The organism is Streptomyces sp. NPDC001890, from assembly GCF_042891445.1.
Classification (GTDB): Bacteria; Actinomycetota; Actinomycetes; order Streptomycetales; family Streptomycetaceae; genus Streptomyces.
Window position 1 is genome coordinate 160,713 of sequence record NZ_JBIATE010000011.1, and the last position, 19,955, is coordinate 180,667.

Annotated in this window: 13 protein-coding genes and 1 pseudogene; 6 read left to right on the forward strand and 8 right to left on the reverse strand. The window is 70.2% G+C overall.

Features of this window, described 5'->3' with window-relative positions; genetic code table 11:
- The first annotated feature begins 130 nt into the window (after positions 1–130).
- Positions 131–1,282 (forward strand): hypothetical protein, encoded by a 1,152-nt coding sequence (locus ACFYY1_RS25395; protein ID WP_388589495.1) that lies wholly within the window; start codon positions 131–133, stop codon positions 1,280–1,282.
- A gap of 77 nt (positions 1,283–1,359) precedes the next feature.
- Here the strand turns inward: ACFYY1_RS25395 and ACFYY1_RS25400 are convergent, their stop codons facing one another.
- Complete coding sequence (locus ACFYY1_RS25400) at positions 1,360–2,526, reverse strand: MFS transporter (protein ID WP_388589497.1); 1,167 nt, start codon at positions 2,524–2,526, stop codon at positions 1,360–1,362.
- A gap of 100 nt (positions 2,527–2,626) precedes the next feature.
- Between ACFYY1_RS25400 and ACFYY1_RS25405 the strand changes: the two genes are divergently transcribed.
- Positions 2,627–3,559 carry a LysR family transcriptional regulator gene (locus tag ACFYY1_RS25405; RefSeq protein ID WP_388589500.1) on the forward strand — a complete coding sequence of 311 codons (933 nt, stop codon included), beginning with the start codon at positions 2,627–2,629 and terminating at the stop codon, positions 3,557–3,559.
- A gap of 322 nt (positions 3,560–3,881) precedes the next feature.
- On the opposite strand, the gene ACFYY1_RS25410 is transcribed toward ACFYY1_RS25405, so the two are convergent.
- The 5 genes and pseudogenes from ACFYY1_RS25410 to ACFYY1_RS25430 all read right to left on the reverse strand — a co-directional run bounded on the left by ACFYY1_RS25410 (position 3,882) and on the right by ACFYY1_RS25430 (position 9,411).
- On the reverse strand, positions 3,882–4,376 hold the full coding sequence (locus ACFYY1_RS25410) for a hypothetical protein (RefSeq protein WP_388589503.1): 495 nt from the start codon (positions 4,374–4,376) through the stop codon (positions 3,882–3,884).
- A gap of 150 nt (positions 4,377–4,526) precedes the next feature.
- Complete coding sequence (locus ACFYY1_RS25415) at positions 4,527–6,659, reverse strand: PQQ-binding-like beta-propeller repeat protein (RefSeq protein ID WP_388589505.1); 2,133 nt, start codon at positions 6,657–6,659, stop codon at positions 4,527–4,529.
- A gap of 108 nt (positions 6,660–6,767) precedes the next feature.
- Positions 6,768–7,322, reverse strand: coding sequence for a hypothetical protein (locus tag ACFYY1_RS25420; protein ID WP_388589508.1), 555 nt, complete (start codon positions 7,320–7,322; stop codon positions 6,768–6,770).
- 118 nt (positions 7,323–7,440) lie between these two features.
- Positions 7,441–7,710, reverse strand: a pseudogene (locus ACFYY1_RS25425) (YciI family protein); the annotation flags it as partial.
- A 30-nt stretch (positions 7,711–7,740) separates the two neighbouring features.
- Positions 7,741–9,411 (reverse strand): sel1 repeat family protein, encoded by a 1,671-nt coding sequence (locus ACFYY1_RS25430; RefSeq protein WP_388589511.1) that lies wholly within the window; start codon positions 9,409–9,411, stop codon positions 7,741–7,743.
- Positions 9,412–9,713: 302 nt separating this feature from the next.
- Between ACFYY1_RS25430 and ACFYY1_RS25435 the strand changes: the two genes are divergently transcribed.
- The 3 genes from ACFYY1_RS25435 to ACFYY1_RS25445 all read left to right on the forward strand — a co-directional run bounded on the left by ACFYY1_RS25435 (position 9,714) and on the right by ACFYY1_RS25445 (position 15,355).
- The gene (locus tag ACFYY1_RS25435; RefSeq protein ID WP_388589513.1) at positions 9,714–11,777 is read left to right on the forward strand and encodes a discoidin domain-containing protein; all 2,064 of its coding nucleotides are present in this window, start codon (positions 9,714–9,716) and stop codon (positions 11,775–11,777) included.
- A gap of 222 nt (positions 11,778–11,999) precedes the next feature.
- Positions 12,000–14,060, forward strand: a complete 2,061-nt coding sequence (locus ACFYY1_RS25440) for an alpha-galactosidase (protein ID WP_388589516.1) — start codon at positions 12,000–12,002, stop codon at positions 14,058–14,060.
- Entirely contained in the window at positions 14,057–15,355 is a 1,299-nt protein-coding gene (locus ACFYY1_RS25445) for an MFS transporter (RefSeq protein ID WP_388589518.1), read from the forward strand. Before ACFYY1_RS25440 ends, ACFYY1_RS25445 begins: the two co-directional genes overlap by 4 nt.
- Positions 15,356–15,493: 138 nt before the next feature.
- Here the strand turns inward: ACFYY1_RS25445 and ACFYY1_RS25450 are convergent, their stop codons facing one another.
- Positions 15,494–16,117 carry a TetR family transcriptional regulator gene (locus ACFYY1_RS25450; RefSeq protein WP_388589521.1) on the reverse strand — a complete coding sequence of 208 codons (624 nt, stop codon included), beginning with the start codon at positions 16,115–16,117 and terminating at the stop codon, positions 15,494–15,496.
- Between the two features lie 61 nt (positions 16,118–16,178).
- On the opposite strand from ACFYY1_RS25450, the gene ACFYY1_RS25455 reads away from it, so the two are divergent.
- Positions 16,179–17,513, forward strand: coding sequence for a GH1 family beta-glucosidase (locus tag ACFYY1_RS25455; protein WP_388589523.1), 1,335 nt, complete (start codon positions 16,179–16,181; stop codon positions 17,511–17,513).
- 155 nt (positions 17,514–17,668) lie between these two features.
- On the opposite strand, the gene ACFYY1_RS25460 is transcribed toward ACFYY1_RS25455, so the two are convergent.
- Positions 17,669–19,723 carry a phosphocholine-specific phospholipase C gene (locus ACFYY1_RS25460; RefSeq protein ID WP_388589526.1) on the reverse strand — a complete coding sequence of 685 codons (2,055 nt, stop codon included), beginning with the start codon at positions 19,721–19,723 and terminating at the stop codon, positions 17,669–17,671.
- Between the last annotated feature and the right edge of the window lie 232 nt (positions 19,724–19,955).

The following is a 19,955-nucleotide window of genomic DNA, read 5'->3' on the forward strand; positions in this document are numbered from 1 at the left end:
GCAGGTGAGACCTGGGACAGAATCCGGCACCCACCTCCGCCAACGCCGAACGCGACGGACTACCGGGCTTGCTCGCCTCGATTCCTCGCACACGTACCCGATGCGAAGAGGCGAGCCATAGAGTGATCCGATGGCTGCCCCCAGAGGAATCTTCCGGGTCGAGGCGTTGCAGAACCTCTTGACCGACCTCTGCGCCTCGCCGGTCACCGTCGACCGCCTGGAGCGACTGGAGCCGTGGGCTGTGGCCCGGGTCTGGCTCCGAAGTGCTTCCGCGCTTCCGTGCTCCGTCGTCGTCAAGTGGGTACCGGACGGGCAACGCGAGGCTCGTACCGCCCCATGGCGGCTGCGTAACGAACTGGCTGCGCTCCAGTTCCTCAGCGAGGACCTCGGGGTCGGCCTCGCGCCGCGCGTCTTCGCCGCCGACACCACTGCCCGATTCCTCGTCCTGGAAGACCTCGCTCCCCGCGTCCCCCTGGACCGGCTGCTTCGACGGGACGGAGCGGCAGCGCACCGCGACCGACTGGCCGCGTTCGCCCGCGCCCGCGGCGCGCTGAGCGCGGCCACCGCGGGGCGGGCGGAGGCCTACTACGCCCGCCGGGCCGAGCTGGGACCGGTTGACGCAGCGGCCGATCCGGCAGGACGGCTCGCCCTTCTCCGGGCAGGAGGGATCGACCACGCCTCGTCTCTCGGTGTGCCCCTCGGCGGCCGAGCGTCCTACGAACTCACCTCAGTCTTCGATGAGTTGTCTGCTCCAGGCCCCTTCCTCGCCCTGAGTAACGGGGACGCGGAAGCCAACAACATCCTGCTCCATGACTCGGGCCCTGCCGAGGCCCGCCTCATCGACTTCGAATTCGCCGGCTGCACCCACGCGCTGACCGATGCCGTGTGCCTGTATGTGCCCGGCCCGGCCTGGCTGACAGTGGGCAATCCGAGTACCACAGGCCTCGCCGACGAGTACCGCCACGCCCTGGCCCTCGGCATCCCGGAGGCCGAGGACGACCGGCGATACGGAGACGGCCTCGCCGCTGCCTGCGTGTCCTGGGCGCTGGTCCGTCTGCAGAGATTCGCCCTGCTCGACACTCGCTCGCAAGGTGACCACAGCCGACTCCAGCTCATCGCAACGCTGGAAGCGGCCGCCGACACTGCCCAGACCTGCAGGGCCCTGCCCCACCTCACCACCTGGATCCGCCGTATCGCCGCCGTGCTGCGCCATCGCTGGCCCGACGCGGACCAGGACTTCGCCGACTCGGCAAGGTTCCCGCCCTACCGGGCCCGGCACTGACCCCGTCCTCATCCTCCGTTCCCCGGCATGAACAACAGCCCGGCCCGGCCCCGCACCCCTCGGGGCCACGAGCGCCCTCACGGCGTACGGCGTCGCGCCAGCCGTTTGACCTGGTACGGACCGAACCCGGCGTGGGCGAGGGCGAGCAGTGCAACGCCCGCCAGCAGCACCGGCGTTGTCGTGATGTGGCCGAGGAGTGTGAGGACGTACGGGGTGAACATGCCGAGGTACGCCGCCGTCCAGAACCGGGCCGTCCAGCGGGCGAGCTGGTGGGGCGGGGCGAGGGCCGCGGTCAGGGTGAGGCCGTGGGTGAGGGCCAGTCCGTAGCCCGCGCCGAGAACGATCGCGGCGAGGAGGGCGAGGGGCTCGTTCTCCGTCGCGGCGGCGATGGCGGCGGTCGCCGTGCCGGCCGCGACGACCAGGAGGCCCGCGGTGGGCGTGGGCCGGGCTCGCCGTGCGGTGAGCAGACCGGTGCCGGGGACGACGGCCGTCGCGATGCCGGTGAGGACCAGGCCGGTGTGGAGGGTGCTCGGCAGCGTGACGAAGCCGATGGTGGGGGCCGCGAAGACCCAGGGTGCCAGGGGCAGGACCGTGCGCCGGAAGCGGTGGCCGGCGTGTTCGTGGCCGGCTTGGGAAGTGTGGACCGGGACCGATCCGCCCGTTTCCGGTGCAGCCAGTGCGAGCCACCCCGCCGCCGTCCCGAGGACGACGTGCGGGACGTACGCCGTCACCATCGGCCAGGGAGCCCACTGCGCGATGAGCGCCGCCACGAGGCCGCCCGTCGCGAAGCCCGCGGAGACGAACAGGCCGGGGCGGCGCGGAGAGTCGGAGAGTTCCTTGATCCAGGCGCTGCCCGCGGCCAGCAGCGCGCCCGCGCTGACACCGGTCAGGAAGCGGCCGGGCAGCAACAGCAAGGTACCGCCCCACGCGCCGCCCACCATCAGGAGCAAAGTGGACAGGACGTTGAGGGCGAGGGCCGCGAGCGCCACCGGGCGCCGTCCCCTGCGGTCCGCGAGCGGGCCCGCGATCAGCAGCGCCGGGACCAGACCGACGACGTACACCGCGAACAGACCGGTCACTGTGGACTCGGTGAGGCCGAGGTGGCTGCGGTAGGCGCCGAGCAGCGCCGAGAACTGGTTGGCGCTCCAGCCGGAGGCCAGCATGATCCATGCGGCGCGGGCGCCCCGGGTTCCGGTGGCCGCGGAGACGGCGGCGACAGGGGCGGTGACAGGGGGTGTGGTCATGCGCCCATTCGTACGGGTCCGGCCGTTCGGCCCGCACCGTACGTTCACGATTCGTGAACGGCCCGCGCCGCCTGCCCGGCTCCCCGCCTACCCTGGTCGTATGACGCTTGACCTGCGACTGCTGTCGTCGTTCCTGGCGGTCGTCGAGGAGGGGCACTTCGGGCGGGCCGCAGCGCGGCTCTTCCTGTCGCCGCCCGCCGTCACCCAGCACGTACGCCGCCTGGAGAGTCAGGTCGGCGCGCGACTCCTCGACCGGTCCGGCTCCCCCGTCGTGCCGACGGCCCCCGGAGTGCGGCTCGCCGGACACGCGCGCACCCTCCTCGCCGCCGCGAATGCCGCGCTCGACGACCTGGCGGACGTCACACAGGAGGCTGACAGCGGCCGGCCACTGCGAGTGGGGATCATGGGGCACGGTTCGGCCGAGCTGACGCCCGCTGCCATCAACGCCTACCGGCGAGCCCGGCCCGAGGTGCGGGTGGAGATCCGGCAGCTGGACTTCACTGAGCATGTGACCGCGCTGGTGGAGGACCGGGTGGACGTGGCCTTCGTGCGGCCGAGCCCGGACGACGAGCGGCTCGTCACGGATGTTCTCACCACCGAGCAGCGGATCGTCGTCGTGCACGAGCGATCACCACTGGCCGACGCCCGGACGTCCGGAGTCGCCGTCGCGGACCTCACCGAGCTGCCGCTGTTCAGTGTCCCGGGGCACACCCCGCACTCGTTCACGGAGTATCTGTACTTCGACGACCGCGCCCAGCGCCGCAGCTCCGAGTTCGCCGTCACCCCGCAGGAGGTGCTGACCGGCGTCGTCACCGGGCGGTCCGCAGGCTCTGGCCTGCGATCTTTCGCGCGGTACTACGCGTGGCCGGGCGCTGTCTTCGTACCCGTCCTCGATGCGCGGTGGGAGAGCACCTATCTCGCGGTGCGGGCCGGTGACGACAACCCGGAAGTGCTGATCTTCCGGGCGCTCGCGGTGGCCCTCGCGAAGGACATGGGCCCCGGGATCAGCTCCCGTCCTTTGGGATCCGGCTGACGCGTGCGGCGCCCGGGACGCCGGTCGTTCCGCCTCGCGCGTCTCCCGCTCGGCCCGACTTTCCACTGCCGTCGGGCGCGGCCTGCTCCAGGTCCGGTCAGGGCTTCCGTCCGATCTACGGGATCGGCAAGTGCCGGGGCCGCAAGGGCGAACCGGAGGGTTGCGGTCGGAGGGACTACCGCGAACCAGTCATCCCTTGCTGCCGCTGGTCCCGGCCAGGTCGCCCGCGCCGTGGAACCGCAAGTTCACGATGCTGGAGTACCGGCCGGAGGTGAGCAACGGCTGCCTGGCGGGCACCGGCCCGACCGTCTCGGCGTGGTCGTCAGAAGAAGCCGAAGAAGCGATGCCACCAACTGGGCCGCTCGACGTGCCGAGGCAGCCGACTCGGCCCGTCGTAGTCGAGCTCCAGGGTTTCCTCGGCAACCACCACGTAGCCGAGCTCGGTCAACGCTCGATCGACCTTGTCGAGGTCGGCGCCGTCCAGCTCGCCCTCGGCCTGGGCATCCTCCGTGCCGAGGAAGGCGCCGGGGTTGTCCGCACAGACCAGAGCCAGCGAGCCGAACCTGCTCACACAGACAACGATCCGGGTACCGCATACGGCCGCGTCCCCGGGCACGATGACACGTCCGTACTCGCTGGATTCCTGGGTGTCCTGCTCAGCCGTGCAATGAGCCCCGAAGTCACCTTCGAGCCGGGTCACCAGACCGCCGAAGCGGGCTGCGGCCTCACCGCGGTTGTAGTGCTGCGGCCGCTCCAGCCACTCCGGATCATCGAGCTCACGCAGCAACGCCCGCAGATCCGCTTCGCTCCTGGTCATGCCCTCATCCTTTCGCGACAGCCACACGCGGAGCAGATCGGGGTTCCCTGCTCGGCCCGCCACGCCCGACACGCCCGACACGCCCGCCAAGCCCGCCAGCACGCGTTCAAGTTCGGTGGCGGGCCGAGCAGGGTGCCGAATGGGGCGGACCTATGCCGGGTGCCTGCCGGTGGCCGCGTCGTAGGCGAGCAGTTGGGCCGACGTGGCCACGTACACCAAGCGGCCGTGGACGATGGGGTGGTTGCCGTCCGCGGTGAGCCCCACTCGTTTGCTGGGGCTGACGCTCCACACCTCGGAGCCGTCCTTGGCGTCCAGTGCCAGGACGGTGGGGGAAAGTTCTTCGCGGTCGGCGACGTAGACCCGTCCGTCGGCGACGGCCGGGATGGTCCCCTCCCGGTCTCCGGCAACCCACTTCCGCTTGCCGTCGGCCGCGTTCAGCGCGTACACCAGCCGGTCGCCCCCGCCGACGTAGACCGTGTCGCCGGCCAACACGGCCGGTGATGGGCTCTTCAGCCCATCGTCCTGGACCGGGGAGGTCCACCTCACCGTGCCGTCGCCCATGCCGAGGGCCATGGCTTTGTCCTGGTCGACGAGGTACAGGATCCTCCTGGACGCGTCCACCGCGGGCGGTCCGGGCAGGAAGCCGTTCGCGCGACGCACCCAGCGTCGGCCACCGTCGTCCAGGCGCAGCGCATACAGCTTGTCGTCCCAGCCGCTCAGGTAGGCGGTGTCGCCGGTCACCGTCAGTGTGTGGTCCCGCCACTCCCGCTCGGACTTCCACCTCTTGGCACCGGTGGCGGCGTCCAGGCAGTACAGGACCCCATCGGTGACGAGACACACCGTATCGCCGTGCGCCCGGACCGTCGTGCTGCGGTCCTTGCCCGACCTGAAGCTCCACTTGGGCCGCGCGCCGCCGTCGAAGGCGTGCACCGTCCCGTCGTCACACCCCACGAACACCTGGGAGCCGGACGCCGCCAGGGAACCGGCCTGTTCGAGGGAGCCGGTCCACAGCCTCTTGCCGCTGGACGGCTCCACGGCGTGGAGGCCGTCGTAGTCGATGGCATAGAGCACTTCTCCGGCCACCACGGGGGTGGTGGAGATGGTGGCGTCGAGCGGTATCGCCCATCCCCGGTCGGCGGCCGGGCGACGGGATCCTGTGGTGGAGGCGCTGGGCCCGGCCTTCCCGCCTCCCGGCTCGTGGCCGGAACGCAGCAGCGCGGCGACGCCCGTGGCCGCGGCGGCCACCGCTCCGGCTCCGAGCCCGAGCTGCAGGACCCGGCGGCGGGTGGGCGATGGGGGCGTCCCCCGGCCTGGGGCGGGGGGTGGCGCAGGCGCCGTCCGGGTGGGCAGGGCGTGCGGGCCGGGGTCCGCGGGCCGCTCGGGCCGGCCTGCATCGCGGGGTGGCTGGGGCGGGTCCGCAACGGTGGGTGTGGCGTTGGACGCGGATATCCCGGCGCGGGCGGGGGCTGTGGTGCGGAGGAGCGTGTGGAGCGTGTCGTGGACTTCGGCGGCGGTGGCGGGGCGGTCGGCGGGGTCCTTGGCCAGGAGTCGCAGGACGAGGGTGTCGAAGGCGGTGGGGATGCCGGAGCGGTGGTGGCTGGGTGGCGTGGGCGGGGTGGTGAGGTGGGCGGTCATCATGGCGACGGGCCCGGTGGGCTGGAAGGGCGTGTGACCGGTGAGGAGTTCGTGCAGGACGCAGCCCAGCGCGTAGAGGTCGGACCGGGCGTCGCCGGGATGTTCGTTGAAGCGTTCCGGCGGCATGTAGGCGAGGGTGCCCATGACCTGGCTGGATTTGGTGGCGGCGGCCATGAAGCGGGCGATGCCGAAGTCGAGGACTTTGATTTCGTTGTCGGTGGTGAGCATGAGGTTGCCCGGTTTGAGGTCCCGGTGGACGACATCGGCGGCGTGCGCGGCGGCCAGGGCCGCGGCGGCTTGGGCGGCCCAGTCCGCCGCCTGGTGGACGGGTGGTGGACCGTCGCGTCGCAGGAGTGCGGCAAGGTCGTGTCCGGCGATGTACTCCATGACGAGATAGAGGGTTCCGTCGGCAGGGTCCTCGCCCATGTCGAAGACGGTGACAACGCCTCGGTGGTTGAGCCGGCCGGCGGTGCGTGCTTCACGGAAGAAGAGTTCTGCGCCGCCGCTTTCGTCCTGCTGGTGGGAGAGGAGTTTGACTGCGACGCGGCGTCCGATGACACGGTCGCGGCCCTCCCAGACCTCACCCATCCCACCCCGGCCCACGAGCGACACCAGTTCGTATCGGCCCGCAAGTACCCGATCAGCCATGCTTCCCCCGCCACCTGTCCCTCGCACACCAGAGCCTCTTGATCCCACCATTGAACCGCAACCGCCTCACCGTTCTCCGACGGCCGGGACCGATGGCGTAGTGGCCTCTCAGCCGATGGATCGAGGAGTGCCCAGCGATCGGGCGAAGTCAGCAAGCGTCCGGAAGTCGTCCTCGCGCAAACCGATTCGCGGGTTGACGTGGTGCAGAAGTCCAGGAGCCCGGTGGTGGGCGGTCACGTAGCCCTCGTCGAGGTCGCTCTGCTCGTCGTCCACCCAGGCGAAGGGACGACCGTTGGCGTAGCGCACAAGGGGCGCGGTCTTCCAGTGGACCCCGTCGGGACGTTCTTGGAACAGGGCGTCGCCGAAGTCGACGAAGGGGAGTTCGGGAAGGCCGAGCACGGGGGCGATCCACCGATTCGCCTCGCCCATCCATGTGGTGGCCCAGCACAACTCGTAGCCGAGTCCGAGCAGGGCCCGCCCGTGCTCAGGGTTGAGCCAGACCCTCAGGGGCCGCTGCCGGACCGGGAGTCCTCCGTCTTCCGTCGGGGCCCCGCCGCCCCGCGGCACCCTGAGTGTGGTGTAGCCGTCGGGGCGCCTCTGCGGCTTGGCCGCATAGGGGTTGAGCGGCCCGTCCACATCGAGGAACAGCAGTGGTCGGTTCACGGTCTCTCCTTTGCTCGGCATCGGCTGCGTCGTGGAAGCCTGGTTGCAACGATCGTCCTGGGCGCCGGGGCGATCTGATCCGGTGGTCCCGGTGCAGCTGGTGTGTTCACGGCGCCGGCATGTTGCGCCACCGGCGCAGCAGCGCATCACGGTACGCACCGGCCTGGTAGTTGGGCTCGTCGAAGGCGAACGCGCGGGCAGCGACGGGATCAGGCAGGTCGACGATGTGCACGCTGCCGGTGGGCGTTTCGCCGTCGGCGGCAAAGACCGGGCCGCGAGCGATCATCTCCTTGGCGTCCTGGTCCATGTACGACCAGTGCTCCTGCAGCAGCTCCTCGCGCAGGGCGAGGGAGTCGGACCGGTCACGGTGGTAGCAGAAGAACTCCATGCCCATGACCTTCTCCCGTACACGGCGGCGTCACGCCTTCAGTGCCGCCTCCACCTTCGCCAGCTCCTTCTCCGGGTCGACCGTCCGGGACAGCACGTCCAGGTCGTCCCGGCTGTAGCGGGCGCGCACGTCGTCGTCCCAGCGTGCGGCGGCGGTCCGGAGCGGCTCGGTGGCTTCCGCGAGGCGGCCCAGCCGGTGCAGGACGAGTCCGTAGTACCCGGCGGCCTCCGTCCGGTACGGGGAGTCGCCGCCTTGTTCCCAGGCCATCCGGAGGTATGGTTCCGCCTCCGCGTACGCGCCGCGCTGGGCCTTCAGTTTGCCCGCCAGCATGGTGTTCAGCTGGGACCCGTCATCGGCCGCGAGCACATACCAGCGCTCGGCCTCCTGGTAGTCCCGGTGGTACTCGGAGAGCCATCCCATCTGGTTGCACGCGTCGTGGTGGCCCGCCTCGGCCGCCGTCCGGTGCCACTGGTCGCGCAGCGTGGGCCTGCGCAGAGCGCCGTACAACTCCGCGAGGTCGTACGCCGCCTGCGGGTCCCCGGCCAGCGCGGCGGGTTCGATCCAGCGGACCAGGTGGCGGTCGTGCGCGCCACCCCAGTCGCCGAGGATCCTCCCGTACGCGTACGAGGCGTGCACGTCGCCCGCTTCGGCCCGCTCACGCAGCCCTGGCAGTCGGCGCAGGTCCTTGCCGGGGGCGACGGCACCGCTCGCCCGGATAGCGGCGATCCGGGCGAGCTGCTCGACGACGTCCTCGTCGTCCTCGCCGACCTCCCGGAACCAACGTTCGGCCTCCTCGTACCGGCGCTGCCGCTTGCACAGGATCCCCAGGTTCCACTGGGCCGACTGATGCCCGCGGGCGGCCGCGAGGCCGTACCAGTGCTCGCCGTCGCCGAGGTCGCCGCGCTGCTCGTGCAGGACACCGAGTACATACGCGGCGCCCTTGTAGCCCTCCTCGTGGGCTTGGAGCAGCAGGTCGCGGGCCTCGGGCCAGGACGCCTCGCCGCCGGTCTCCGTCAGGAACACGGCGTGGTCCACGCGGGCGGAGGCGCTGAGAGCGGAGGCCCTGCGGTAGTGACCGGCGGCCTCGGTCGTCAAGCCCGGGTATTCGCAGAAGCGCTGTTCCAGGGCGAAGAGCGGGCTCAGCGCCTCCGCGGCGGCGGCTCCGTCCCCGGCGGCCTCGGCGGCGTCGAGGTCCGCCGCGACGCGGTCGAAGTCCTCCCGGATCGACTCGAAGAGCTGCGCCCAGCGAAAGACCGCGATGTCTCCCAGCTCGATGTCGCTCATCAGGAACTTCGCCGCCTCGTCGAGTCTCCCCTCGGCCGCGAGCAGCTTGCCGAGCTCGATCTTGCAGTCGAGGTCGCGGCCTCCCTCCCAGCCACGGCGGAACCAGACGGCTGACTCCGGATCACCGTCCTCCCGGAGCAGGACGCCGAGTCCGTAGGCGCATCCGGCATGCCGTTCGGCGACGGCACGGTAGAGCGTGTCCGCGGCCTGTCGATCACCCCGGATCTTGCGGTACCGCGCAAGGGTGTAGTGCGAGAAGGCGTCACCGGCCGCCACGGCCTGCTCCCAGTACGGGATGCCCTCGTCCACGTGCTTGCCCATCACGAAGAAGTCGGTGTGCCTGCGGGCGGTCCTGGCGTCGCCCGCGCGGGCGGCGGCGACGAGCGCCTCGCCGCGGGCCTGTATGTCCTGCGTCATGATCGCATCGTGCCAGGTGGTACCAAGGACCAGCCAATTGGCGGCTGTTGTGCTCCGGCGAGGCCGGCGCGCCGGAGACGGCATCGACGCGAAGGGCCACCGGCCGCGCGGCCGGTCGGCCCGCTCCTGCGGGGGCCGGGCCAGGTTCCGCCGGTGATTCCGGCGACCGGCAACCGGCAGCCGCGCGCATCGGATACTCCCCGCGAGGCGATGCCGGGACCGTCAGGGGCTTGGCGTCGCGGGCTCGTATCCCTAAGTTATGAGCAGAACATGAGCCCCACTCACATTTAAGGATCTACGCGATGGCCATGGTTCAACCTCCGCGCCGCAGAATCAGATCCCTCACGGTGGTGTCACTGCTCCTCGCCGTGATGACCCTGGTACTCGGCCCGATGCCCAGCTCCGCGGCGGAGCCCAACTGGTGGGATCCGACCGCCCGGCCCGCGCCCGACTCGCAGATCGGCGTCACGGGTGAGCCCTTCAAGGGCACCGACGCCCAGGGACGGGTGAGGGGCTTCGTCGACGCCCACGACCACATCATGTCCAACGAGGGCTTCGGCGGCCGGCTGATCTGCGGCAAGCCGTTCTCGGAGCAGGGCGTCACCGACGCGCTCAAGGACTGCCCCGAGCACTACCCCGACGGCACGGGCGCCATCTTCGACTTCATCACCAAGGGCGACGGCAAGCACGACCCCAACGGGTGGCCCACGTTCAAGGACTGGCCCGCCCCCGACTCGCTGACCCACCAGCAGAACTACTACGCCTGGATCGAACGGGCCTGGCGCGGCGGCCAGCGGGTGCTGGTCAACGACCTGGTCACCAACGGCGTGATCTGCTCGGTCTACTTCTTCAAGGACCGCAGCTGCGACGAGATGACCGCCATCCGCCTGGAGGCGAAGAAGACGTACGACATGCAGGCCTACATCGACAAGATGTACGGCGGCCCGGGCAAGGGCTGGTTCCGGATCGTCACCGACAGCGCACAGGCCCGCGAGGTCATCAAGCAGGGCAAGCTGGCCGTCGTCCTGGGGGTCGAGACCTCCGAGCCGTTCGGCTGCAAGCAGATCCTGGACGTCGCGCAGTGCAGCAAGGAGGACATCGACCGCGGCCTCGACGAGCTGTACGACCTGGGCGTGCGCAGCATGTTCCTGTGCCACAAGTTCGACAACGCCCTGTGCGGGGTGCGCTACGACTCCGGCGCTCTCGGTACGGCCATCAACGTGGGCCAGTTCCTGTCGACCGGCACCTTCTGGAAGACGGAGACCTGCCGGGGCCCGCAGCACGACAACCCCATCGGCAACGCGAAGGCGCCCCAGGCGGAGGAGCAGCTGCCGGCGGGGGTGACCGTCCCCTCGTATTCCTCGGACGCGCAGTGCAACACCCGCGGGCTGACCGGCCTGGGCACGTACGCGCTGCGCGGCATGATGCAACGTCACATGATGCTGGAACTCGACCACATGAGCGTCAAGGCTGCTGGTCAGGCCTTCGACATCATGGAGTCGGAGTCGTACCCGGGCGCCATCTCCTCGCACAGCTGGATGGACCTGGGCTGGACCGAGCGGCTGTACAAGCTCGGCGGGTTCGCCGCCCAGTACATGAGCGGCTCCGAGGCGTTCAGTGCGGAGGCCAAGCGCACGGACGCGCTGCGTGAGAAGTACAAGGTCGGCTACGGCTATGGCACCGACATGAACGGTGTCGGCGGCTGGCCGGCCCCGCGAGGCGGGGACACCCCGAACCCGGTCAAGTACCCCTTCCGCAGCACGGACGGCGGCTCGGTGATCGACAAGCAGACCGCCGGCGAGCGCACCTGGGACTTCAACACCGATGGTGCCGTGCACTACGGCATGGTCCCGGACTGGATCGAGGACATCCGGATCGTCGGCGGCCAGGGGGTCGTGGACGACCTCTTCTCGGGCGCCGAGTCCTACCTGCGCACCTGGGGCAGCACCGAACAGCACAAGTCCGGGGCGAACCTGGCCGCGGGCGCCTCCGCCTCGGCGTCCTCGTCGGAGTGGTGGAACCCGTTCGTCAGCTTCGCGCCCGGCAAGGCCGTGGACGGCGACAACGGCACCCGCTGGGCCAGCGAGTGGAACAACGACCAGTGGCTGCAGATCGACCTCGGATCCTCGAAGCCGGTCGATCGCGTCACCCTCGACTGGGAGGAGGCGTACGGGAAGTCGTACCGCGTCGAGCTGTCGCAGGACGGCGCGGCCTGGAAGACGGCCTGGTCCACGGCCACCGGTGACGGCGGCCTGGACACGGCACGTTTCGCCGGAACTCAGGCCCGCTACGTACGAGTCAAGGGGCTTGAGCGCGGCACCCAGTGGGGCTACTCGCTTCGCGAGGTCGGCGTCTACGCCGATTGACGCACCTGTGAGGCGGTGCCCGGGGCCGGGGCCGGTCGGATCAGATCTGCTGATCCGACCGGCCCCGGCCGACTTTCCCGTGCGTTCGCCGACCGGTCCGCGCAGAGCGCGGGGAACCACATGCCGCGAATTTCGACAGCCACCGTCAGAGGGCTTGGCGCCGCGGGCTCGCGTGCTTAACGTATGACCAAACATGAGCCCTACTCACGTTTGAGGATTTGCGTGATCACTCACCACTCCGAGGCCCGCCTCTGGCTTCTGAGCACCCCTGGCGCCTCCTACGCCTTCCGGCTGGACGCCGACGACGCCCCCCGGCATGTGCACTGGGGCCGGCCGCTGACCCTGGAGCAGGCCGTCGCGATCGCGGCCGACCTGCCCGACGAGGATCCCGGCGGCGACGACCCCGGGGGTGAGGAGTACGTGGTCGAGGGCGGGCTGCGTTTCGGGGCACAGTCGCTGACGGTCCGTTACGACGACGGTGTCCGCGGCTTCGAGTGGCGGTTCCTCTCGCACACGGTCGAGGACGGCCTGCTCACGCTCTCCTTCACCGACCGCGTCCGCTCCCTCCGCCTCGACCTGCACTACCGGCTCCGGGACGGCCATGACCAGATCGAGCGCTGGGCCGTCCTCACCGCGGACGAGCCGGTGGACGTCCTGCGGTTCGACTCCGCCGCCTGGACACTGCCCGCCCGCGACGACTACCGCGTCAGCCATGTGGTGGGGGAATGGGGCCGGGAGTTCCAGCTCCAGCGCGACCGGGTGCCCGTCGGGGAGACCGTGTTCACCAGCCGCCTCGGTATCACGGGGCAGCACGCCGGGCCGTGGCTGATGCTCGACGCGCGGGACGCCGCCGAGGAGCACGGCGAGGTCTGGAGCGCGGCCCTGGCCTGGAGCGGCAGCCGCCGGATCACCCTGCGCCGCGACACCTACGGCCGCACTTCCTGGACGGGCGGGTTCGGCCACGAGGGCCTGGTCTGGAAGCTGGCCGCCGGCGAGCGTCTGGAGACCCCCGTCTTCACCGGGCTGTACGCCCCCGACGGCTTCGGCGGCACCAGCCGCCGCTGGCACGCGTACGTCGAACGTGAGGTGCTGCCCGCCCGCCCTGCCGAACGCCCGTTGATCTTCAACTCGTGGGAGGCGACCGAGTTCGACATCGACGAGAAGCAGCAGACCGAGCTGGCCGACCTGGCCGCGGGTCTCGGCGTCGAGGTCTTCGTCGTGGACGACGCCTGGTTCGGTGCGCGCACCAGCGACATGGCCGGGCTCGGCGACTGGTGGCCCAACCCCGACCGCTTCCCGAACGGCCTGGGCCCGCTCGCCGACCACGTCCGCGCGCTGGGCATGGGCTTCGGTCTGTGGGTCGAGCCCGAGGCGGTCAACCCCGACAGCGGCCTCTTCCGTGCGCACCCCGACTGGATCCTCTGCCAGGACGGCCGCACCCGCACCCAGCGCCGCAACCAGTACGTGCTGGACTTCGCCCGCCGCGACGTCCGCGAATGGGCGGTCGAATGGCTGGTCAGGACCGTCACCGAACTGGACGTGGTCTTCCTCAAGTGGGACATGAACCGTCCCTTCAGCGAGGCGGGGCAGCCCGGTGCCGCCGACCCCGACCGGGTCTGGATCGAGCACACGCGCGGGGTCTACGAGGTGATGGACCGGCTGCGCGCCGCACGTCCCGGCCTGTACCTGGAATCGTGCGCGGGCGGCGGCGGCCGGGCCGACCTGGGCGTGCTGGCCCGCGCCGACCAGGTCTGGACGTCGGACAACACCGACGCCGCCGACCGGGTCGCGATCCAGCACGGCCACGGCCAGCTGCTGCCCGCCCGGACCATGGGCGCCTGGGTCACCGACAGCCCGAACAGCTTCACCGCCCGCCCGACCTCGATCCGGTACCGCTTCCACGTCTCGATGGCCGGGGCGATGGGCATCGGCGGCAACCTGCGGAACTGGAGCGAGGAGGACCTGGCCTGGGCCCGGATGCTGGTCGAGCAGTACAAGCGGATCCGGCCCGTGGTGCACGGCGGCGTCCAGTACCGCCTGGAGCACGACGCCGTGCAGTACCTCACCGAGGACGAGGTCGTCGTCCTCCAGTTCCAGCCGTCCGCGTCGGCCCGCTCGGTCGCCCGCACCCGGCTGAAGGGCCTCGACCCCGACGCCCGCTACCGGGACGAGGCCACCGGCGCCGTCCACGGGGGCGCCGTCCTGCTCAGCCACGGCCTCGCGCCGCTGCTGCCCTTCGACTGGACGAGCGAGCTCGTCCACCTCAAGAAAGTGGCCCGATGAGTATCGCCCCCGAGCTGCCCGATCACCCCGAGCGCAGCCAGCTGTCCGAGCGTCCCGAGGCCCTCACCGAGCCCGTCCGCCGGGTCGGCCCCGGCTGGGTCGCCCTGTACGTCCTGGCCAACGTCGGGGTGTTCATCCCGATGCAGGTGCCGACCACGTTCCTGATGCCCGAGCAGATCGCCCAGATCGACCCGGCGGGGAAGGTCGGCAGCTACGCCTGGGTCAGCATGATGGGCGCGATCTCGGGCATCGTCATCGCACCGCTGGCCGGCGCGCTCAGCGACCGCACCACCAGCCGGTTCGGCCGCCGCCGGCCGTGGATGCTCGTGGGCACGCTCGTCTGCATGGCGACGCTGGTCTTCACCGGCCTTCAGACGACGGTCGCCGGGGTCGCGCTCGGCTCCCTCGTGCTGTCCGCCTCGTTCATGATCATCGGCGCCGGACTCTCCCCCGTGGTGCCCGACCAGGTCCCGGTCGCCCAGCGCGGCGCCGTGCTGGGCTGGGCCATGGTCCCGCAGGCGGGCGCCCTGATCGCGGGCGGGCTGCTGATCGGTCTGGTCACGGGCTTCACCTCGCAGTACCTGCTGATGGCCGTACTGCCGCTCCTGATCCTGCTGTTCGCGACCACCATGAAGGATCCGCCGCTGCCCCGCCGGCACCGCGAGCCGTTCTCGCTGCGCACCTTCCTGGACGGCTACCGGATCAGCCCGCGCGCGCACCCCGACTTCGTCTGGGCGATGAGCTCCCGCTTCATCATGGGTCTCGGCTACGGCATGGGCACGCTCTACCTGCCGTATTTCCTGGACGACGTCCTGCACTACGAGAAGTTGTTCCCCGGCCAGTCCACCGAGGACGGTCTGCTCATCGTGATCGGCATCAACTGCCTGGCCACGATCTCCACGGTCGTCCTCAGCGGCTGGCTCTCCGACAAGCTGGGCAAGCGGCGCATGCTGGTCTTCCTCGGCGGCGTCACGATGGCCGTCGCCGCGGTCCCGCTCGCGCTGTCGCCCACGTGGACCATGACGCTGGTCGCGGCCGTCATCCTGGGTCTGGGCTACGGCGTGTACCTGGCCGTCGACACCGCCCTGGTCACCGAGGTGCTCCCCGCCTCGGCCGACCGCGGCAAGGACATGGCCCTGGCCAACCTGATGACCTCCCTGCCCTACGTCCTCGTTCCCGCGATCGCCTCGGTCGTGCTCAGCGGTCCGGGGGGCTACAGCTCGCTGTTCCTCTGCTCGGCGGCCATGTCCGCGCTCGGCGCGGTACTGGTCTGGAAGGTCAAAGCCGTCCGTTAGCTCTCGGGAGGACGGCGGTGGCGTCGTCCTCCGGCGGATCCGGGGCTCCACCCGACGCGGCTCGCGACAGCACCCGGGCGGCTCCGGTCATGCGCGCCTCCGGGCGCGAAGCACGCCTTGGCCACTGCTGGTCGCCGGTCACCGGCGTCGGTCGTTCAGATAGCTGTTGAGGACTCGTTTGCACTCGGCGATCAGCTGGGCGTCGCCCTGCGGATCGACACGGAAGGCGAGTTGCAGCACGCTGTCCGCGCACTCCAGGGCCACCCGCACCGCGATCTCGAATTCGGCGTCGTCCTGGACCCCTATCAGGGAGGCGGTCAGTGAGCGCAGCCTTCCGGCGACCGCGGTGTTGTTGTCCAGGGTCGGCTCCAGGATGTGGTCCTGTCCCACCGCGCCGAAGTCGACCACGCCGAAACCGGTGATCGTCCGGCGCATGGTGACGAACTCGTCGACGGTCACGTCCACGATGCCCGAGATCCCTTCGGGCTCCTCCTGCTCCAGCCGGTCCGTGACCCGCCCCAGGAAGGATTCCAGATTGCGGGCGGCGAGCGCACCGATCAGCCCCTCCCTGTCGGAGAAGAACTGGTAGAGGGTGCCGATGGGCACCTCGGCCCTGCGGGCCACCTCCTTGGTGGTCAGCCCTGCATAGCCGACCTCGTCCAGGACTTCGGCGCAAGCGTCCAGCAGCCGTTCGAAGCGTTCGGCGCTGCGCTTCTGGACCGGCAGCCGGCGCAGCGTCCCTGCGGTGCGATCTTGATTCACGCTTCCATCATCCCACCGAGCGGGTTAACGTGAGCCCTGCTCATGTTTCAGGAGGTTAGACGTGACACTGGACCATCTCCCCGCGAACTTCATCTGGGGCGCCTCGACGGCGTCGTATCAGATCGAGGGCGCCACCAAGGAGGACGGCCGCGGACCCTCGGTATGGGACACCTTCACCGCGCGGCCCGGCACGATCCGCGACGGGCACACCGGCGACGTGGCCTGCGACCACTACCACCGGTACGAGGAGGACATCGCGCTGATGGCCGAGGCGGGCCTCACCGGCTACCGCTTCTCCATCGCCTGGCCCCGGATCCAGCCGACCGGCAGGGGCGAGGTCAACCCCAAGGGCCTGGACTTCTACGACCGGTTGGTCGACGGTCTGCTCACACACGGCGTCGAACCCGTCCCGACCCTGTTCCACTGGGACCTTCCGCAGGCCCTGGAGGACGACGGCGGCTGGCTGAACCGCGACACCGCGTACCGCTTCGCCGAGTACGCCGCCATCGTGGCCGACAGGCTGGGCGACCGTGTCCAGAAGTGGATCACACTCAACGAGCCGTTCATCCACACGGTCTGGGGCTACGGTCTCGGCACTCACGCACCGGGCCGCGCCCTGTTCCTGGACTGCCTGCCGGTCGCCCACCACCAGTTGCTCGGACACGGCCTGGCCCTGGCGGAGCTGCGGGCGCGCGGCCTCCAGGGGATGATCGCCAACAACTGCACCCCGGTCTGGCCCGCCTCGGACTCCCCCGCCGACCTCGCCGCCGCGCGCGCCTATGACAACCTGCACAACCGCCTGTTCAACGACCCGATCTTCACGGGCGCCTACCCGGACCTGTCGGACTTCGGCGCGGACGCGACCCTCGGCGGCTCCGTGCGGGACGGCGACCTCGAACTGATCTCGGCTCCCCTGGACGCGCTCGGCATCAACTACTACAACCCGACCCGTATCCAGGCGCCGTCGTCCGAGGGGCTGCCGTTCGAAGAGGCCCCCATCGAGGGCTACCGCCGCACCTCCTTCGACTGGCCCGTCGTCCCCGACGGCCTACGAGAACTGCTCGTCGGCCTCAAGGAGCGCTACCCGGCACTCCCGCCGGTCTACATCACGGAGAACGGCTGCTCGGCCGAGGACGTCGTCAGCGAGGACGGCACCGTCCTCGACCTCGACCGCATCGACTACCTGGACACCCACCTCCAGGCCGTCGACACCGCCGTGGCCCAGGGTGTGGACGTGCGCGGCTACTTCACCTGGACCCTGATCGACAACTTCGAATGGGCCGAGGGCTTCCACCAGCGCTTCGGCCTCGTCCACGTCGACCACGACACCCAGGTCCGCACCCCGAAGGCGTCCTTCGCGTGGTACCGCGACCTCATCCGCGCTCAGCGCGGCTGAGCCGCCCGTCGGATCGCGTCGCGGAGTGCGTACTCGGGGGTGCGCACTCGGGGGGGTGCGCACTCCGGGGGTGCTGAGCTCCGGCACGTCGCACTGACGCCTCGTCACCCTCAGGGTGTGTGCCCCTCCGTCCGCCGGACGGAGGGGCACAGGTCTCACACGGTCGCGATGCCCGGGTCGCTCACGCCGACCCCACCGTTCTCGACGTGCCCGGCCAGGCGCCGCAGGTATCCGGCGTTGCCGTCGACGACGATCGTCAGGTCGTACCAGCGCTTGGTCGCGCGCAGGTCGACGGTCTGCTCGACGGTGGCGCCGGCGCGGACCGTGTAGGTCTGGCGGCCGCCGCCGTACGCGTTGGTCACGGTGAGGTGCGCGTCGGCGGTCGACGGGTTGGTCAGGGTCAGCTTCAGGCCACCGCCGTCGTGGCGTGCCGTCACCTCCGGCTCGGCGGCCTTGTTGTTGCCCTTGAACGCGCGCAGGAAGCCGTTCGGGCCGTGGACCGTGAGGTCGTAACTGCCGCTGGAGTAATACGAGTTCCAGCTGTCGGAGACGGGCTTCCCGGCCGCCGCCGTGTACGTCCACGGGCCGTCGGTGCGCTTCTGGGAGCGCACCTGGAAGGCGGCGCCCGCCTGGTCCCCCGCGCTGAACGTCAGCTTGTACTTGCCGGTCGAGAGGTCTGCGGCCCCATCGACGTACGGAGCGTAGGCGAGCGGGCGGCTCGGTCGGGTTCCGGCCTCCTGCCGGGGCAGGGCGCCCTGGGCGGGCGGCTTCGGTACGTAGCTGTTGTGGCGGTCGCGGTCCGGCGGGGCGTAGCCCGCGGTGTCCGGCAGGTCGGCCGGGTTGGTGACCTTGTGGGAGAAGTCGAAGGCGGATGTGAGGTCACCGCAGATGGCGCGCCGCCATGGCGAGATGTTGGTCTCCTCCACCCCGAACCGGTTCTCCATGAAGCGCAGGATCGAGGTGTGGTCGAAGGTCTCGGAGCAGACGTATCCGCCGGTGGACCACGGCGAGACAACGATCATGGGGACGCGCTGTCCGAGGCCGTAGGGGCCCGCGGCGTATCCGATGCTGCCCTTGTAGTGGTCGAGCGTGGTGTCGACGGTGGACAGGCCCTGGCCGGCGGAGGCCGGCGGGTAGGGCGGCACGACGTGGTCGAAGTAGCCGTCGTTCTCGTCGTATGTGATGAACAGTGCGGTCCTGCTCCACACCTCAGGGTTCGAGGTGAGCGCGTCAAGGACCTGCGATATGTACCAAGCGCCGTAGTTGGCAGGCCAGTTGGGGTGCTCGGAGAATGCTTCGGGGGCGGCGATCCAGGAGATCTGCGGCAGTCTGCCGGCCTTGACGTCGGCCTTGAGGATGTCGAAGTATCCGTCTCCCGCCTTGGCGTTCGTGCCGGTGCGGGCCTTCTCGTACAGGGGGTCACCGGGCTTGGCGTTGCGGTAGTTGTTGAAATACAGCAGGGAGTTGTCGCCGTAGTTGCCGCGGTACGCGTCGTTGATCCAGCCCCAGCCACCGGCCGCGTCGAGGCCGTCGCCGATGTCCTGGTACACCTTCCAGGAGACGCCTGCCTTCTCAAGGCGTTCGGCGTACGTCGTCCAGCCGTAGCCCGCTTCCTGATTGCCGAGGACCGGGCCGCCGCCGGTGCCGTCGTTGCCGACGTGTCCGGTGAGCATGTAATAGCGGTTCGGGTCGGTGGCACCCATGAACGAGCAGTGGTAGTCGTCGCAGATGGTGAATTTGTCGGCGAGGGCGTAGTGGAACGGGATGTCGTCCCGCGTCAGGTACGCCATGGTGCCGGTGCCCTTGGCGGGGATCCAGTTGTCGTACTTGCCGTTGTTGAACGCGCTGTGGCCGCCGGCCCAGTCGTGGTCGAGGCCGGCGATGAACTGCATGCCCAGGTCGTCGGCGTCCGGGTGGTAGGGCAGGGTTTCCTTGCCGAAGAAGCTCGCCTGGTGCCATACCGGTTTGCCGCTGGGCAGTGTCACCGGGCGGGGGTCACCGAAGCCCCGGACGCCCTTCATCGACCCGAAGTAATGGTCGAAGGAACGGTTCTCCTGCATGAGGACGACGATGTGCTCGACGTCCTGGACGGTTCCACTGCGGCGCGCCGCGGGGATGGCCGCGGCCCGGTCGATGGAGCCGGACAGAGCGGCGAACCCCGCGGTAGCTCCCGCGATTTGAAGGAAGCGACGCCGGTTGATTTCGGTCATGGCTGTGGGGATCCTCCTGTTGCTTCAGTGATGTCCGTCCACGATGAGCGGCAGACGGAGTCTGCAAGACGACCCGGGCGCGAGGAAAGTGGGCTGAGGTGACGGTCGCGCAAAATATGGGTGGATAGTGTGCGGGACGTCGGCGCATCACCGCAGATCGTGCCACAAGTCCCGTTTCATCACCCTCGGCAGCACCGGTGGATCGGCCTTGGACGAAGGTTCGTCCGGCGTA

Coding starts and splice junctions, on each gene's coding strand:
- ACFYY1_RS25395 (WP_388589495.1), top strand. CDS start 131: ATGGCTGCCCCCAGAGGAATCTTCCGGGTCGAGGCGTTGCAGAACCTC.
- ACFYY1_RS25400 (WP_388589497.1), bottom strand. CDS start 2,526: ATGACCACACCCCCTGTCACCGCCCCTGTCGCCGCCGTCTCCGCGGCC.
- ACFYY1_RS25405 (WP_388589500.1), top strand. CDS start 2,627: ATGACGCTTGACCTGCGACTGCTGTCGTCGTTCCTGGCGGTCGTCGAG.
- ACFYY1_RS25410 (WP_388589503.1), bottom strand. CDS start 4,376: ATGACCAGGAGCGAAGCGGATCTGCGGGCGTTGCTGCGTGAGCTCGAT.
- ACFYY1_RS25415 (WP_388589505.1), bottom strand. CDS start 6,659: ATGGCTGATCGGGTACTTGCGGGCCGATACGAACTGGTGTCGCTCGTG.
- ACFYY1_RS25430 (WP_388589511.1), bottom strand. CDS start 9,411: ATGACGCAGGACATACAGGCCCGCGGCGAGGCGCTCGTCGCCGCCGCC.
- ACFYY1_RS25435 (WP_388589513.1), top strand. CDS start 9,714: ATGGCCATGGTTCAACCTCCGCGCCGCAGAATCAGATCCCTCACGGTG.
- ACFYY1_RS25445 (WP_388589518.1), top strand. CDS start 14,057: ATGAGTATCGCCCCCGAGCTGCCCGATCACCCCGAGCGCAGCCAGCTG.
- ACFYY1_RS25460 (WP_388589526.1), bottom strand. CDS start 19,723: ATGACCGAAATCAACCGGCGTCGCTTCCTTCAAATCGCGGGAGCTACC.